At 62.0% G+C, this 16,129-nt stretch carries 13 protein-coding genes; 4 read left to right on the top strand and 9 right to left on the bottom strand.

Annotation, left to right across the window (positions count from 1 at the left end):
• Positions 1-48 precede the first annotated feature (48 nt).
• The 9 genes from ACI3KW_RS09860 to ACI3KW_RS09820 form a co-directional block, all read right to left on the bottom strand.
• Positions 49-1,635 carry an FGGY-family carbohydrate kinase gene (locus ACI3KW_RS09860; RefSeq protein ID WP_404847922.1) on the bottom strand — a complete coding sequence of 529 codons (1,587 nt, stop codon included), beginning with the start codon at positions 1,633-1,635 and terminating at the stop codon, positions 49-51.
• Position 1,636: 1 nt separating this feature from the next.
• Entirely contained in the window at positions 1,637-2,320 is a 684-nt protein-coding gene (locus ACI3KW_RS09855; protein ID WP_404847921.1) for an HAD family hydrolase, read from the bottom strand.
• On the bottom strand, positions 2,321-3,796 hold the full coding sequence (locus tag ACI3KW_RS09850) for a mannitol dehydrogenase family protein (protein ID WP_404847920.1): 1,476 nt from the start codon (positions 3,794-3,796) through the stop codon (positions 2,321-2,323).
• Positions 3,797-3,978: 182 nt separating this feature from the next.
• Complete coding sequence (locus ACI3KW_RS09845; RefSeq protein ID WP_404847919.1) at positions 3,979-4,983, bottom strand: ABC transporter ATP-binding protein; 1,005 nt, start codon at positions 4,981-4,983, stop codon at positions 3,979-3,981.
• 12 nt (positions 4,984-4,995) lie between these two features.
• A complete protein-coding gene (locus ACI3KW_RS09840; RefSeq protein WP_404847918.1) occupies positions 4,996-5,826 on the bottom strand; it encodes a carbohydrate ABC transporter permease in 831 nt (276 codons plus the stop codon).
• 235 nt (positions 5,827-6,061) lie between these two features.
• Positions 6,062-6,934, bottom strand: coding sequence for a carbohydrate ABC transporter permease (locus ACI3KW_RS09835; protein WP_035102930.1), 873 nt, complete (start codon positions 6,932-6,934; stop codon positions 6,062-6,064).
• Positions 6,935-7,125: 191 nt separating this feature from the next.
• Positions 7,126-8,436: an ABC transporter substrate-binding protein gene (locus ACI3KW_RS09830; protein ID WP_404847917.1), complete on the bottom strand. Its 1,311-nt coding sequence runs from the start codon at positions 8,434-8,436 to the stop codon at positions 7,126-7,128.
• A gap of 161 nt (positions 8,437-8,597) precedes the next feature.
• Positions 8,598-9,551 (bottom strand): sugar-binding transcriptional regulator, encoded by a 954-nt coding sequence (locus ACI3KW_RS09825; protein ID WP_113121461.1) that lies wholly within the window; start codon positions 9,549-9,551, stop codon positions 8,598-8,600.
• A gap of 41 nt (positions 9,552-9,592) precedes the next feature.
• On the bottom strand, positions 9,593-10,354 hold the full coding sequence (locus ACI3KW_RS09820; protein WP_162740189.1) for an FCD domain-containing protein: 762 nt from the start codon (positions 10,352-10,354) through the stop codon (positions 9,593-9,595).
• A 465-nt stretch (positions 10,355-10,819) separates the two neighbouring features.
• Between ACI3KW_RS09820 and chvE (ACI3KW_RS09815) the strand changes: the two genes are divergently transcribed.
• From chvE (ACI3KW_RS09815) to mmsB, 4 genes are all read left to right on the top strand, one after another.
• Entirely contained in the window at positions 10,820-11,848 is a 1,029-nt protein-coding gene (gene chvE, locus ACI3KW_RS09815) for a multiple monosaccharide ABC transporter substrate-binding protein (RefSeq protein ID WP_262171991.1), read from the top strand.
• A 321-nt stretch (positions 11,849-12,169) separates the two neighbouring features.
• Positions 12,170-13,234, top strand: a complete 1,065-nt coding sequence (chvE, locus tag ACI3KW_RS09810; protein ID WP_262171993.1) for a multiple monosaccharide ABC transporter substrate-binding protein — start codon at positions 12,170-12,172, stop codon at positions 13,232-13,234.
• Between the two features lie 75 nt (positions 13,235-13,309).
• Positions 13,310-14,842: a multiple monosaccharide ABC transporter ATP-binding protein gene (gene mmsA, locus ACI3KW_RS09805; RefSeq protein ID WP_404847916.1), complete on the top strand. Its 1,533-nt coding sequence runs from the start codon at positions 13,310-13,312 to the stop codon at positions 14,840-14,842.
• On the top strand, positions 14,839-16,119 hold the full coding sequence (mmsB, locus tag ACI3KW_RS09800; protein ID WP_390888765.1) for a multiple monosaccharide ABC transporter permease: 1,281 nt from the start codon (positions 14,839-14,841) through the stop codon (positions 16,117-16,119). The genes mmsA and mmsB overlap by 4 nt, the downstream gene beginning before the upstream one ends.
• The last annotated feature ends 10 nt before the right edge of the window (positions 16,120-16,129 follow it).

Below are 16,129 nucleotides of genomic sequence, written 5' to 3'. Positions count from 1 at the left end.
GACTTCCCAATAAGGAGCTTAGCGGGGTTTGGTGTGGAGGGGTATCCCTTAACCCATCGCATCGATCAATTGCCGCTGCCGCAGCATTTCGAGAAAAATTCGGTAATCCTTGTCAAACTGGATGCGGGCGGCCGGGTCGGGCGCACGCGCTGCGCCCGGCTGATGCATGGCCACACAAGCCGCATCGAGGCCAGTATAAAGTCCCGCCGCAGTGGCGGCGACCATGGCCATGCCGAGCAATGTCGCGTCCTGCGCCGAGGATTGCACCACGGTGCAGCCGGTGGCGTCGGCATAGAGTTCCATCAGCAGCGGGTTCTTGGTGTGGCCGCCAGTGATGTGCAGGGTATCGATGGCATAGCCGCGGGTGTTGAGGGTTTCGAGGATATGCCGGACGCCCAAGGCGATGGCGACGCAGCTGCGCCAATAGAGCCGGCAGAGGCTATCGAAATCGCTGTCGAGCGTCAGGCCCGAGATGACGCCCAGGGCAAAGGGATCGCCCAGGGGGGAGCGATTGCCGTGGAAATCGGGCAGGACATGCAGGCGCTTGGCGAGGCCGAGGCCTTCGTTGGCCCGCAGTGTCATGATGCGGTCGGCAATGGCGCGGTGGCGTTCCGGTGTTGGCTCGCCCCCGGCGCCGTGCCAGCGGATGAGGTGATCGAGCAAAGCGCCGGTGGCCGATTGGCCGCCTTCATTGAGCCAGACGCCGGGCAGCACGGCACCATAATAGGGGCCCCAGACGCCCGAGGTGGGGCGGTCTTCGGCGGATAGGGCCATGACGCAGCTGGAGGTTCCGGCGATCAGGGCCAGGTGGCGGTCGATGGTGCCGACATCGCTGGTGAAAGCGCCGAGCAGGCCCAGCGCGCCGGCATGGGCGTCGATCAGGCCGGCGCCGACATGGCAATGGGTGGTGAGGCCCAGATCGGCCGCAGCGGCTGCGGTTAGGGTGCCCAGATCGGTGCCGATGGGGCTGGCGGCCTCGGGTAAGGCAGCGCGGTCGATCATGTCGTCGAGGCCCACCAGCTCCAGAAAGTCCTGTCGCCAGGCGGGGGCGGTATGGCCCAGATAAGTCCATTTGCAGGTGAGGGTGGATTGGCTGCGGGCGAGCGAGCCGGTGGCTTTCCATGACAGGAAATCGGCCAGGTCGAACATCATGCCGGCGCGGGCCCAGGTGGCGGGCATGTGCCGCTTGAGCCACATCAGCTTGGGTACTTCCATTTCCGGCGACATGACGCCGCCGGCAAAATTGAGCACGAGATGGCCCGTGGCCGTGCATTCCTCGGCTTCCGCCAGCGCCCGGTGATCGAGCCAGACAATAGTGTCCCAACGCGCTTCGCCATTGGTGGAGACGGTGAGCGGGGCGCCTTCGGCCGTGCGGACAACGAGGGAGCAGGTGGCGTCGAAGGCGAGGCCCACCACAGTGTCGGGGCTGGCTCCAGCGGTGGCCATGGCGCTGCGTACCGCCGTGCAGACGGCGCGCCAGATGTCCTCGCTGTCATGCTCGGCATGGTTGGCATCGGTGCGGTTCATGGCGATGGGATGCTCGGCGCGGCCCAGCAACAGGCCCTCGGGCGTCAGCACGCCCGCCCGGGCGCTCCCCGTGCCCACATCCACTGCAACCAGGAGGCTTTGCGACAAACTAGAGCGCCTTCTTCTCGGTTCCCAGCGAGCTTACAAGATCGGGCAGGGCATGCATATCGTCGAAAATGCGGTCGGGGTGGAGGGCGGCTATCGTATCGGCCAGCCCGGCAGGGGCGATGTGGCTGCCGCCCAGATAACCGAACACCGCCATGCCGGCGGCACGAGCGGCGGTGATGCCGGCGGGGCTGTCTTCGATGACGAGGCAGTTGGCTGGTGCGACGCCCATGGCGTGGGCGGCGTGGAGGAAGAGATCGGGGGCGGGCTTGCCGTTTTTGACCATGGTGGCGGAGAAGATATTGGGCTCGAACGCGTCGAGCATGCCGGTGAGTTCAAGGCTGATGCGGATGCGTTCGGGTTGGCTGGAGGAGGCGACGCAGAAGGGGATGTTGAGCTTTTCCAATATGTTGGGCAAGCCTCGACTAGCTCGCAACTCGCGGCGATAGAGGGCGTAGAGATCGCTGCGCATAGAATTGAGCGCGGCGGGGCCCAGCGGCATGCCGTGGCTGTCGAGCAGGCTGGCGGAGATTGAGGATAGGGAACGGCCTAGGTAGTCGCGATAGGCCATGGCGGGGGTGATCGCGGCGCCCTGTGCGCCGATGGCGGCGATCAGGACCTGCATGGCGAGGGGTTCGCTGTCGACCAGGACGCCGTCGCAGTCGAAGATAATGAGGTCGATGGTCAACTAGATTTGGCCTTCGAGATAGCGTTCCAGGGTGGCCTTGGTGCCGATTTTCCACAGCGTTTCAAGGGCTTGGGTGAAGGCGGCGACGAAGCTGGGATTGTGGGCGAGCTCGCCATAGATGTCGGCCATTTCGAGCCAGGCTTGGGGATTGGCTTTGGCTTTTTTGGCTTGGGCGGTCAGGCGGTCCCAGTTGGGATCGTTGGGTTCGATGACGGCGCCGCTGTCGGTTGTGCCGTAGCAATAGCGGCACCAGAGGGCACTCACGAGTGACAATCCGTTAACAGACTGTTGACGTTGAGCGCGCTCAAGCGCGGATGGGATGATGAATTTGGGTTGCCGATTGGACCCATCGAGTGCGAGGCGCCGAATGGTGTCGCCGATCTTGGGATTGGCGAAGCGGCGTTGGCAGAGGGCGAAGTAGTCGTCGAGATCGGTGTCGGGGACGGGGGGTACGATTGGGATGATTTCGTCGCGCTCTACCTTGGCGAGGAAGGCGGCGACGAGGGGGTGCTCCATGGCTTCGTGGACAAAGTGGATATCAAGCAGGCCGGCGGGATAGGCGATGGTGGCGTGGCCGCCATTGAGGATGCGGATCTTCATGTGCTCGTAGGGAGCGACGTCGGTAACGAATTGCACGCCGACTTTTTCCAGCGCCGGGCGGCCGGCGGGGAAATTGTCTTCGAGCACCCATTGCTTGAAGCTTTCGCAGAAGACCGGCCAATTGTCCTCGATGCCGAAATTGTCGGCGAGGAGGGTTTTTTCGCGGTCGGAGGTGGCGGGGGTGATGCGGTCGACCATGCCATTGGGGAAGGCGACATTGGCTTTGACCCATTGGGCGAGGGCGGGGTCGATGAGCGCTGCGAGGCCGGCGACGGCGTTTTCGGTGACGTGGCCATTGCCGGGGATATTGTCGCAGCTCATGACCGTGAAGGGGGCGAGGCCGAGGTCGCGGCGGCGGAGGAGGCCGGCGAGGATCAGGCCGAAGGCGGTTTTGGGGGCCTCCATATTGGCGGCGTCGTAGGCGATGTCGGGGTGGGTCGGATCGAATTTCTGGCTGGCGGGGTCGATGTAATAGCCGCCTTCGGTGATGGTCAGCGACACGATGCGGATGGCTGGATCGGAGAGGCGGGCGATGACGGCGGCGCTGTCGCCGGGGCGGAGATAATCGATCATGGCGCCGGTGACGCGGGCGGAGCTGGTGTCGGCTTCCTGCTCGACGACGGTGGTCAGCCAATCCTGGGACTTGAGTTTTTGACGCATGGCCTCGTCGGCTTCGCGGACGCCGGCGCCGATGAGGGCCCAATCATGGTCGGAGCCGGTGGCGAAGAGATCGTCGAGATAGACGGCCTGGTGGGCGCGATGGAAATTGCCGACGCCGAAATGCACGATGCCGGCGGTGAGGGCGTCGCGGTTATAGGCGGGGACTGAGGCCGTGGTGATGGCGGCGAGGGTGGTAGCGGAGAGTTTGGTGGTCATGGCTTAAGCCCCGAAGTCATTCCCGCGAAAGCGGGAACCTCCGTTGAAAGGAAACAGGGGTTCCCGCTTTCGCGGGAATGACCCGGTGGATTGGAAGCTATCCGGTTTGCGGCGCGATGGATCACCGGGACAAGCCCGGTGATGACGATGGGGCGGATGGTTGCCGGGCACATTGAGACTGCCTAGATCGCGTTGCCAGCCGCATCGAACCGGTAGATGCGGGTTTGGTCTGGCGTCAGGTAGACGTCGTCGCCGTGGTTGAAGGTCTGGTCGCCGTCGGTGCGGATGGTCATGAGGCCGAGGCCTTCGACGTGGACATGGAGGAACGTGTCTGACCCCAGCTGTTCGGCGACGCCGACCTTGCCCTTCCAGGTGCCGGCCACGTTTTCGCGGCTGAGCTTGAAGTGCTCGGGGCGGACGCCGATGGAATGGGCGTTGTGCTTGGCGGCTTCGGGGCCATCGACGAAGTTCATTTTCGGCGAGCCGATAAAGCCGGCGACGAAGCGGTTGGCGGGCTTTTTGTAGAGGTCGAGCGGGGAGCCGAATTGCTCGACATTGCCGGCGTTGAGCACGACGATGCGGTCGGCCATGGTCATGGCTTCCACTTGATCATGGGTCACGTAGATCATGGTGGTCTTGAGCTGCTGGTGCAGTTCGGTGATTTCCAGCCGCATGTTGACGCGCAGGGCGGCGTCGAGATTGGACAGGGGCTCGTCGAACAGGAACGCCTTGGGTTCGCGCACGATGGCGCGTCCGATGGCGACGCGTTGGCGCTGGCCGCCGGATAGGGCGCGGGGGCGGCGGTCGAGATAGGAGCTGAGGTTCAGCGTCCGCGCGGCGTATTCGACCTTCTGGTCGATGACTTCCTTTGATGCCTTGGCCATTTTGAGCGGGAAGGCGATGTTGTCGCGCACGGTCATATGCGGATAGAGCGCATAAGACTGGAACACCATGGCGAGGCCCCGGCGCGCGGGGGGTGCCTTGGTCATGTCCTGCCCGTCGAGCAGGATGGTGCCGGATGTGGTGTCCTCGAGCCCGGCGATGAGGCGGAGCAAGGTGGACTTGCCGCAACCGGATGGGCCGACGAAGACGACGAATTCCCCATCATTGATGTCGAGGGAAATGTCCGGAATGACCTGGACGTCGCCGAAGGACTTGTTGACGTGGGAGAGGGAGATGGAACCCATTTTCAATAGTCCTTATTTCACTGCGCCGAAGGTGAGGCCGCGGACGAGTTGTTTCTGGCTGAACCAGCCCATGAGCAGGATGGGGGCGATGGCGAGGAGTGAGGCGGCGGAGAGTTTGGCGAGGAAGAGGCCTTGCGGGCTGGAGAAGGAGGAGATGAAGGCGGTGAGCGTGCCGGCGCGGCCTGACGTGAGGGTGATGGTCCAGAAGGCTTCGTTCCAGGCGAGGATGACGTTGAGGAGGAGCGTCGAGGCAATGCCGGGCACGGCCATGGGGACGAGGACGTGGACGATTTCGTTCCAGAGTTCGGCGCCATCCATGCGGGCGGCTTCCAGGATATCGACCGGGATTTCCTTGAAGTAGGTGTAGAGCATCCAGATGATTATCGGCAGGTTGATCAGCGTCATGATCAGCGTCAGGCCATGCACGGTATCGAGCAGGCGCAGATCGCGGAAGATCAGGTAGATCGGGATCAGGACGCCCACGGCGGGCATCATCTTGGTGGAGAGCATCCACATCAAGACGTCCTTGGTGCGCTTGGTGGGCGCAAAGGCCATGGCCCAGGCGGCGGGGATGCCGATGATCAGACCCAAGAGGATGGAGCCCACCGAGACCAGGATCGAATTGATGGCGTGCTTGACGTAATCGGAGCGATCCTGCACCGCCGAGAAGTTTTCCAGCGTGAAGGTTTCCGGGAAGAAAGTGGGCCGGGCCGCGATGGCTTCGGCCTCGGTTTTGAAGGCGGTGAGGATCGTCCACAGGATGGGCGAGAACAGCAGAAGGGCGACAATCCAGGCGAGGGCAGTGAAGCCGATGCGGGTCTGGGTGGAGACGTTGCGGGCCATGATTTAGCTCCTCCCAAGGGGGATGGACGTCGATATCAAAACAAACCACCGGGTCATTCCGGCGCAGGCCGGAATCCATGGTGAAGGCCATCCCGGCGCTGGATGTCGGCGGATCGCCACGGACCTGGATCCCGGCCTGCGCCGGGATGACATTGTGGATGTGGCGATTGAGGTGCCACGACCTCGTGGTTCGACAGGCTCACCATGAGGTCTACTGAAAGTGAGGGTCATGGCGCTACGCATCCAAGTTCTTCCCTACTGCCCGCATCAGGAAGAAGGCGACGATGTTGGCGATGATGACGGCGACCACGCCTCCGGCTGAACCGGCGCCGATGTCGTTGCTGAGGATGCCGGTGCGGAAGACCAGGAAGGTGATGTTGGTGGAGGCATAGCCGGGGCCGCCGCCGGTGGTGACGCGGATTTCGGCGAAGATGCCCAGCAGGAAAATGGTCTGGATCAGGATGACGATGGTGATCGCCCGGGCCATGTGCGGCAGGATGATATAGTAGAAGCGGTTGAGCGCATTGGCGCCGTCCATTTCGGCGGCTTCGCGCTGTTCCTCGGAGAGGGATTGGAGCGCGGTGAGCAGGATCAGCGTGGCAAAGGGCAGCCATTGCCAGGCGACGATGACGATCACCGAAAACAGCGGATATTGATTGAACCAATCCACCGGCTGCAGGCCGAAGGCCTTCCACAGATGGCCGAGCATGCCATAGCCGGGATGCATGAAGCCGTTCTTCCAGATCAGCGCGGCGACGGGCGGCATGACGAAGAAGGGCGAGATGACCAGGATGCGCAGAATGCCCTGGCCCCAGATCGGTTGATCGAGCAGGAGCGCCAGCAAGGTGCCGCCGATGACGGTAATGGCCAGCACACCGCCGACCAGGATCAGGGTATTGACTAGCGACTGGGTGAAGCTGGGATCGCCGATGACATAGATATAGTTCGCCCAGCCGGCAAAGCCGGTCATCATCGGGTTGATCAGGCTATAGTTCTGGAAGGAGAACCACAGGGTCATCACCAGCGGAACGATCATCCAGATCAGCAGCACGATGACAGCGGGCGCCATCATGATGCGGGAGAGCGTACGGGTTTGGGCGGTGGCCATGGTGTCCTCGGAAACGAGTTGGCGCGGCTGCTTCAGTAGACCTCATCCTGAGCTTGTCGAAGGGCGAGGTCGTGGCACGTTTCGTGGGCCCGACCTCGTGGTTCGACAGGCTCACCATGAGGTCTCATGGGTTTTTGAACCGCCCGGCCGACAGGGGGGACCTTTGACCGGGCGGTTTAGTTTTGGAGAGCCTACTTGATATAGCCGGCGCGGGTCATGTCGCGGGTGGCGGCGTCCTGGGCTTGGGCCAGGGCGTCGTCGGCGGACATCTGGCCGGCGAGGGCGGCTGAGAAGAGCTGGCCGACATTGGTGGCGATCCCGGCAAACTCGGGGATCGCTACGAATTGCACGCCGGTATAGGGCACGGGCTTGACGGTGGGTTCGCTCGGATTGGCCGAATTGATGGAATCCAGCGTCATCTTGGCGAAGGGTGCCGCGGCCTGATAATCGGCATTGGCATAGAGCGAGGCGCGGGTGCCGGGAGGCACGTTGGCCCAGCCGTCCTGTGCGGCGACGGTATCGAGATAGGCCTTGTTGGTGGCCCAATCGATGAATTTTTCGGCGGCTTCGGCATTCTGGCTGCTCTTGGGGATGGCCAGCGACCAGGCCCAGAGCCAGTTGCCGCGCTTGCCCAGGCCGTTATCGGGCGCCAGGGCAAAGCCGACCTGGTCGGCGACGGTGGAGTCAGTGGGGTTGATCACGAAGGAGGCGGCGACCGTGGCGTCGATCCACATGCCGCATTTGCCCTGCTGGAACAGGGTGAGATTTTCGTTGAAGCCGTTGGAGGAGGCGCCGGAGGGGCCGGCATCGGCCATCAGGCCCAGATAGGTGTCGAGGGTGGACTTCCATTCGGGCTGATCGAACTGGGGCTTCCAGTTTTCATCGAACCAGCGGGCGCCGAAGGAATTGGACATGGCGGTGAGGAAGGCCATGTTTTCGCCCCAGCCGGCCTTGCCGCGCAGGCAGATGCCGTTGATGTCATTGGCGCGATCGGTCATGGCGCGGGCGGCCTGGCCGATGAATTCCCAGGTGGGGGCGTCGGGCATGGTCAGGCCCGCTTTTTCCATCAGGTCCTTGCGATACATGACCATGGAGCTTTCGCCATAGAAGGGCGCCGCATAGAGCTTGCCTTCATAGGACAGGCCATCGCGGATGGGGGGCAGCAGATCATCGACGTCATAGGCGGCGTCGGCGCTCAGGCCATCGAGCGGCACGAGCCAGCCCTGCTTGGCCCAGATCGGGGCCTCATAGGTGCCGATGGTCATCACGTCATATTGGCCGCCATTGGTGGCGATGTCGGTGGTGACGTTCTGGCGCAGGGTATTTTCTTCCAGCACGACCCAATTGAGTTCGATGCCAGTATCGGCGGTGAAAGCGGACGACAGGCCCTGCATGCGCACCATGTCGCCATTGTTCACAGTGGCAATGGTGAGGGTCTGCGCGGATGCGGATGTGGCCAGCGCGAGCGTCAAAGCGCCCACGAAAAGGGGTGTAAGTTTCATCAAATTCCTCCCGTACCGGAACGGGCATTTGTTCCAGTTATGAGCAAATACTCGCACATCATGCAGCAGAGTCAAGCGTGTCATGCGCTGGACGCGTGACGTACGTACGGCAGGAAATGGCCTGTTTGGCCGGATTAATGTTTTGGATCAGGGGATTGGCGCTAGGCCAGCAGGCCTTCGGCGGTGGCTTCGTCGGTGATGATGCCGTTCACCAATCGCCGGTTGAGCGTGGCGCGGATGCCGGGCAATTTCTTGCGGCCCATGGCAATTGCTATGACCAGAGAATTTTCGCGGGAGGGAATCGAGGCGGAGGCGACGCGCTCATTGGTGAGGCCCTCGATCAGTTTGCCATCGGCGTCAAAGCTCCAGCCGCAGATTTCCCCGACGGCGCCGGCCTTTTGCAGGGCCTTGAGTTCGTCGTCGGAGATGAAGCCATCGAGATAGAGCGGGGCGTCGGGGCCGATTTCGCCGACGCCGACAAAGGTCACGTCGGCCTGGGCGGCCAGGGCCAGGGTTTCGCGGATCATGGGCTGGGAATGCAACATTTCGCGTTCGCGGGCCGAGGAGGCAATGACGGGCAGGGGCATGGGAAAGCTGCGGGCCTTGACCGTGTCGGCAACGTTGAAAATGACGTTGTAGAAAGCGGCCGAGCCGTCGGGAGCAATACTGCCGGTCAGCGCCACCACCTTGTGGTGCGGGCATTCCATGGGCATGAGCTGCTCGATGGCGGCCTTGAGCGTGCGGCCGGTGCCGATAGCCATGATGATGGGGTCGGGGCGCTTGAGCCAGCGTTCGATTTCGGCGGCGGCGGCTTCGGCAAGGCCGATCGTGGTGGAGGTGCTGGCGGGGTCGGAGGGGACGACTTCCACCAGATCGAGCGCGAAGCGGGATTTGAGGCGCGCGGCGAGGTCCATGCAGCGGCCGATCGGGTGATCGAGCCGGACCTTGATCAGGCCTTCGCTGACCGAGAGGGAGACGAGGCGCTGGGCGGATTGGCGGGAAATGCCGAGTTTGCTGGCGATTTCTTCCTGGGTATTGCCCGCGACATAATAGAGCCAGCCGGCCCGCGCGGCGTCGTCGAGCCGCGTGCTGGGGCTATCGGGTTTGTTGGCCATGCCGATTCCTCGAAATCATGGGGCGGAGTATTCGGCCACAGCTACGTCTTGGGCAAGCCCTGCCGTAATTGGCTGAGGGCGGTGCGGATGTCGCGTTCGGTGTCCTTGAGGTGGAGGCGCATGGCTTCGGCGGCGGCGCGGCTATTGCCTTGTCTGATATTGTCGAGAATGCGCTGGTGGGCTTCGACGGTGTGGGCCAGGGTATGGCCGCGCTGTTCGTGGCCGCGGCGGCTGATGAAAAAGCCTTCGCGCAGTGGCTGGGCCATGGCTTCAAAGAGATAGCCGAGCACGCGATTGCCGCTGGCGAGGGCCACCGCTTCGTGGAAGCCGACATCGAAAGTGTGGAAGGCCAATTCCTGCTCGGGGGTATCGAGGCCGGTGGCGAGGGTTTCGCGCATGCCTTCGAGGGCGCTTTCTATAGCGGTCTGGCCGGCGCGGGTGGAGCGCTTGGCGGCCAGGGTCGCCGATTGGACTTCCAGGGAAAGCCGCACTTCGATCAGGTCGTAGAGCCCTTTGGGATCATAGCGGATGATCGAGGTGAGGAAATCGGCAAAGGCGGCGCCATCGGGTTCGCGCACCACGGCACGGCGGCCACGGGCGAGCTCGAGCAGGCCGCGGCCCTCGAGCAGCTTCACCGCCTCGCGAATCGTCAGGCGGCTGACCTCGTAGCGGCTGGCCAATTCGGCTTCGCTGGGCAGGCTGGTGCCCGGCACCAATTCACCCAGAATCATCTGAGCCAGGTCGTCCGCAACCACGCTTGCCGCCGATTGATCGGGGCGAGCATCCCCCTCGTGATTGACCACTTTTCCTCCTGATATCTGATACCTTTGCATTCGCCGGGGCCGTTTGGACGGCGCCTCATGCGGATGTCCTCCGAAGGCAGACAGACGATATAGGGCGCAGCGATGCACCGCAACTGCGACTATTGTCGGGCAAGACACGGGCTTGTTAGCCACTTCCGACGGAAGCCGCTTTACAAAAGGTATCTGACTATTCTAGCTTCCGGGCGTGGGCTTGGGAGGGCCCAAACGGCAATCGCCGTTCCTTGTGGAGGATTTTCATGCAGCAACGAATGACGGCGTGCCTGCGGGTATTCGCCCGCTGTTACCCGTCGCGGGATCGGTCTCGATTTCCTGCGGTTGCGCCCTGCATGTCGAGCCGGCTCTCCCCTGACGACCATTCCAAAGCTTTATGAACTCGAAATACAAAAAGGGAGTCGAGACGTGAAGGTTTTCAAAACGCTTGCCACCGTGCTGGCTGTCGGCGCAATGGCGCTGACTGCTTCGACGGCGGTCTTCGCCCAGGACAAGGGCCAGATCGGCATTGCCATGCCGACCCAGTCGTCGCTGCGCTGGATCTCGGACGGCAACGAACTCAAGGCCGCGCTGGAAGGCAAGGGCTACACCGTCGACCTGCAATATGCGGAAGACGATATCCCCAACCAGCTCGCCCAGATCGAAAACATGGTCACCAAGGGCGTCAAGGCCCTGGTGGTTGCCTCGATCGATGGCACTACGCTGAGCGCCGTGCTGCAGCAGGCCGCTGACGCCGGCATCAAGGTCATCGCTTATGACCGCCTGATCCGCGACACCGCCAATGTCGACTATTACACCACGTTCGACAATTTCCAGGTCGGCGTGCTGCAGGCCAACTCGATCCTCAAGGGTCTGGGTTATCCGGAAAAGCAGGGCCCGTTCAATATCGAGCTGTTCGGCGGTTCGCCCGACGACAACAACGCCTTCTTCTTCTATGACGGCGCGATGAGCGTGTTCCAGCCGCTGATCGATTCCGGCGTGCTGGTGGTCAAGTCCGGCCAGCAGGGCATGGACACTGTGGGTACCCTGCGTTGGGACGGTGCTGTCGCCCAGGCCCGCATGGACAATATCCTGTCCGCCAACTACTCGGACGGCTCGCGCGTTGACGCGGTCCTGTCCCCCTATGACGGTCTGAGCCGCGGTATCATCTCGTCGCTGCGCGGCATTGGCTACGGCTCTGCCGACCAGCCTTGGCCTGTCATTTCGGGCCAGGATGCCGAAGCTCCGTCCGTCAAGGCAATCATTGCCGGCGAGCAGTACTCGACCGTCTACAAGGACACGCGCGAACTGGCCCGTGTCACTGGCGATCTGGTCGACACCGTGCTGAGCGGTGGCACGCCTGAGGGCCTGGACACCACGACCTACAACAATGGCGTCAAGGTCGTTCCTTCGATCCTGCTGACTCCCTATGAGGTCGACAAGTCGAACTACCAGGAACTGGTGATCGACTCGGGTTACCTGAAGCCGGAAGACGTGCAGTAAGCAGCTAGCTGCCTGAACAAAGGGCCCCGCGGCAACGCGGGGCCTCGTTTTATCTAACAAATTGAGGCACATCGAAATAATGAGCAAATCGATGCACGTACCTCAAAATTCTTGCGAAGGTTCATTGCGTGCCATATTCTCGAGTTGTTGGCTTGGGAGGGGCAAGGCGCAAAGCCGCCAACTGGATAGGTCAAGCAGACCCGGATCTGGTGTCGTGTAATCGGTTCGATCATTGCGCTGTCACAATGCAATGACGAGCCTATTTTTGCGCGTTCCTGAACAAGACTGCACAACATCGTTAGGGAGAAAAGAATGAACATTTTGAAATCGTTCGCCGCCGTCGCTTTGACGGGCGCGTTTGTGCTGGGCTCGGCGGGCCTGGTTGCCGCCCAGGACAAGGGCACGATCGGCATTTCCATGCCGGAGCAGACCACGCTGCGCTGGAATTCGGATGGTGCCGAGCTCAAGTCGGCACTGGAAGCCAAGGGCTATACCGTCGACCTGCAATATGCCGGCGACGATATCCCGAACCAGCTCGCCCAGATCGAAAACATGGTCACCAAGGGCTCCAAGGCGCTGGTGATTGCGGCGCTGGACGGCACCACGCTGAGCGCCGTGCTCGAGCAGGCTGCGGCCGCCGGCGTCAAGGTCATCGCTTATGACCGGCTGATCCGCGACACCGCCAATGTCGATTATTACACCACGTTCGACAACTTCAAGGTTGGCGTGCTGCAGGCCAATTCGATCCTCAAGGGCCTGGGTTATCCGGAGAAGCAGGGCCCGTTCAATATCGAGCTGTTCGGCGGTTCGCCCGACGACAACAACGCCTTCTTCTTCTACGACGGCGCCATGAGCGTGCTGCAGCCGCTGATCGATTCCGGCGTGCTAGTGGTCAAGTCCGGCCAGCAGGGCATGGACAAGGTGGGCACGCTGCGTTGGGACGGGGCGACTGCCCAGGCCCGCATGGATAACCTGCTCTCGGCCTATTATTCGGACGGCAGCCATGTCGATGCCGTGCTATCGCCTAATGACGGCGTGGCACGTGGCATCATCTCCTCGCTCAAGGGCATTGGTTACGGCTCGGCCGATCTGGCCTATCCGATCATCTCGGGCCAGGACGCTGAAATCCCCTCGATCAAGGCGATCATTGCCGGCGAGCAGTATTCCACCGTTTATAAGGATACGCGCGAACTGGCCCGGGTCACCGGCGATCTGGTCGATACCGTGCTGAGCGGGGCTACGCCCGAAGGGCTCGACACGACCACGTATAACAATGGTGTCAAGGTCGTACCCTCGATCCTTCTCACGCCCTATGAAGTGGACGCGGTCAACTACAAGGAACTCGTGGTTGACTCGGGCTACATCAAGGAAGAAGACCTGAAATAAAGACGATTGACCAAACCGGGGGCCCGCAGATAAAGCGGGCCTCTTTCGAGCGACCCTACCGCCGGTGAGTGCAGTATGACCGATACTATTCTAGAGATGCGCGGCATCACCAAGACGTTCCCGGGCGTCAAGGCGCTGCAGGACGTCAATCTCGATGTCCGCGAAGCCGAGATCCACGCCATCGTGGGCGAGAACGGCGCGGGCAAGTCGACCCTGATGAAGGTGCTCAGCGGGGTCTATCCGGCCGGCAGCTATGACGGGCAGATCATCTACAAGGGCCAGGAACAGAACTTCAAATCCATCCGCGACAGCGAGCATGTCGGTATCGTCATTATCCACCAGGAGCTGGCGCTGGTGCCGCTGCTGTCGATTGCGGAAAACATTTTCCTCGGCAATGAACAGGCCAAGGGTGGCGTGATCGACTGGGACGAGACCCGCGATGGCGCGCGCAAGCTGCTGTCCATGGTCGGGCTCAAGGAAGATCCCGATACGCTGGTGACCAATATCGGCGTGGGCAAGCAGCAATTGGTGGAGATCGCCAAGGCTTTGTCCAAAGAGGTCAAGCTGCTGATCCTGGACGAACCGACCGCCAGCCTGTCGGAAAAGGACAGTGCGGCTTTGCTCGACCTGCTGGTCGAGTTCCGGCGCCAGGGCATTACCTCGATCCTGATCTCGCACAAGCTCAACGAAATCAGCAAGGTCGCCGACCGGATCACCGTAATCCGCGACGGCCGCACCATCGAGACTATGAACAAGGAGCAGATCTCGGAAGACCGGATCATCACCTCGATGGTGGGCCGCTCGCTTGATGATCGCTATCCCAGCCGCACGCCGCAGATTGGCGAAGTGGTGTTCGAGGTCAAGAACTGGAGCGTCTATCACCCCCAGCATCGCGACCGGCAGGTGATCAAGAATATCGACCTGAACGTGCGCAAGGGCGAAGTGGTGGGTATTGCCGGGCTGATGGGCTCGGGCCGCACCGAATTCGCCATGAGCCTGTTCGGTAAATCCTATGGCCAGAAGATCTCCGGCGAAGTCTTCCTGCATGGCAAGAAGATCGACACGTCCAGCGTCGGCAAGGCGGTCGCCCATGGCATCGCCTACGCGACCGAGGACCGCAAGACCTATGGCCTCAACCTGATCGACCACATCAAGAACAATACGACCCTGGCCAATCTCGGGGGCGTGTCGCGCTTTGGGGTGATCGACGACCTAGCCGAACTCGACGCGGCCAATGATTATCGCAAGAAAACCAATATCCGCTCCTCGAGCGTCTATCAGGTGACGGGTAACCTGTCGGGTGGCAATCAACAGAAGGTGGTGCTCAGCAAGTGGCTGTTCGCCAATCCCGAAGTGCTGATCCTGGACGAGCCGACGCGCGGCATCGATGTCGGCGCGAAGTACGAAATCTACACCATCATCAACCAGCTGGCGGCGCAGGGTAAGGCAATCCTGGTCATCTCCTCGGAAATGCCCGAACTGCTCGGCATCACCGACCGGCTTTACGTAATGAACGAAGGCCGCATGGTGGGCGAGATGCCCACTGCCGAAGCGAGCCAGGAAAAGATCATGCGCGCGATCGTTCGCGCGGAAGGGAAGGCATCATGACCACAGAAACTGCCCCGTCGGGCGTCACCGCAACCGGCGAAAAGGTCACGGTTCAGGAGCTCAGCGTCTGGGGCGCCCTGCAGGCCAATATGCGCGATTACGGCCTTATGCTGGCGCTGATCCTGATCATGCTGTTCTTCCAGTATTTCACTGGCGGCGTGCTGTTCAAGCCGGTCAACCTCACCAATATCATCCTGCAGAACAGCTATATCATCGTGATGGCGCTGGGCATGTTGCTGGTCATCGTGGCCGGCCATATCGATCTGTCGGTGGGCTCGGTTTCGGGCTTTGTCGGCGCGCTAGCCGCCATGCTGATGGTGGGCTGGCGCTTCCCGCCCGAACTGGCATTTCTCGCCAATCCCTTCGTTGCCGGCGCGATTTGTATCGTCGTGGGCGCCGTGATCGGGGCGGCGCAGGGCTATTTGATCGCCTATCACAAAATCCCCAGCTTCATCGTGACGCTGGCCGGCATGCTGATCTTCAAAGGCCTGTCGCTGGCCATTCTGGCCGGCAAGTCGGTTGGTCCTTTCCCGGCCGAATTCCAGCTGCTGTCGGCCGGGTTCATCCCCGACCTGATCGGGCCCACCACGCTGGTTGCCGCCAGCGAGGGCGTGCAGCCGGTCGTGCTGCATACCACGAGCCTGGTCATCGCCATTGTCGGCGTGGTCGCCATGGTGGCGTTCGCCATTCACGGCCGCTCCCGCCGCAAGGCCCGCGGCTATGAAAGCGAGCCGTTCGGACTGTTCGTCGCCAAGAACCTGGTCGTGGCCGCCATCGTGCTGTTCTTCGGCTATATGCTGGCTTCCTATCGTGGCCTGCCGAACGTGCTGGTGGTGATGGCGCTGCTGATTGCGCTGTTCGTGTTCATCACCAAGCGCATGACCTTTGGCCGCCGCATCTATGCGCTGGGCGGCAATCTCAAGGCGGCGGCCCTGTCGGGCATCAAGACCGAACGGCTGACCTTCTATGTGTTCGCCATCATGGGTGCGCTAGCCGCTTTGGCCGGCATGATCTATGCGGCGCGCCTCAACTCCGCCACGCCCAAAGCCGGGCAGGGGCTGGAGCTTGACGTGATCGCCTCGGTCTTCATCGGCGGCGCTTCGGCGCTGGGCGGTGTGGGTGCCGTGGCCGGCGCGGTGATCGGTGCTTTCATCATGGGCGTGATGAACAACGGCATGTCGATCATGGGCGTCAACATCGATTGGCAGCAGATGATCAAGGGCATCGTGCTGCTCGCGGCGGTGTTCTTCGATCTCTACAACAAGAACAAGGCCTGATTTTTCAGGC

Source organism: Devosia sp. ZW T5_3 (genome assembly GCF_044987315.1).
Classification (GTDB): Bacteria; Pseudomonadota; Alphaproteobacteria; order Rhizobiales; family Devosiaceae; genus Devosia.
This window is presented reverse-complemented; position numbering and strand designations above follow the sequence as displayed.

What these genes read in the sequence shown, in the direction of transcription:
- ACI3KW_RS09850 (WP_404847920.1), bottom strand. Translation starts at nt 3,796, where the DNA reads ATGACCACCAAACTCTCCGCTACCACCCTCGCCGCCATCACCACGGCC.
- ACI3KW_RS09845 (WP_404847919.1), bottom strand. Translation starts at nt 4,983, where the DNA reads ATGGGTTCCATCTCCCTCTCCCACGTCAACAAGTCCTTCGGCGACGTC.
- ACI3KW_RS09840 (WP_404847918.1), bottom strand. Translation starts at nt 5,826, where the DNA reads ATGGCCCGCAACGTCTCCACCCAGACCCGCATCGGCTTCACTGCCCTC.
- ACI3KW_RS09835 (WP_035102930.1), bottom strand. Translation starts at nt 6,934, where the DNA reads ATGGCCACCGCCCAAACCCGTACGCTCTCCCGCATCATGATGGCGCCC.
- ACI3KW_RS09830 (WP_404847917.1), bottom strand. Translation starts at nt 8,436, where the DNA reads ATGAAACTTACACCCCTTTTCGTGGGCGCTTTGACGCTCGCGCTGGCC.
- ACI3KW_RS09825 (WP_113121461.1), bottom strand. Translation starts at nt 9,551, where the DNA reads ATGGCCAACAAACCCGATAGCCCCAGCACGCGGCTCGACGACGCCGCG.
- chvE (WP_262171991.1), top strand. Translation starts at nt 10,820, where the DNA reads ATGGCGCTGACTGCTTCGACGGCGGTCTTCGCCCAGGACAAGGGCCAG.
- mmsA (WP_404847916.1), top strand. Translation starts at nt 13,310, where the DNA reads ATGACCGATACTATTCTAGAGATGCGCGGCATCACCAAGACGTTCCCG.
- mmsB (WP_390888765.1), top strand. Translation starts at nt 14,839, where the DNA reads ATGACCACAGAAACTGCCCCGTCGGGCGTCACCGCAACCGGCGAAAAG.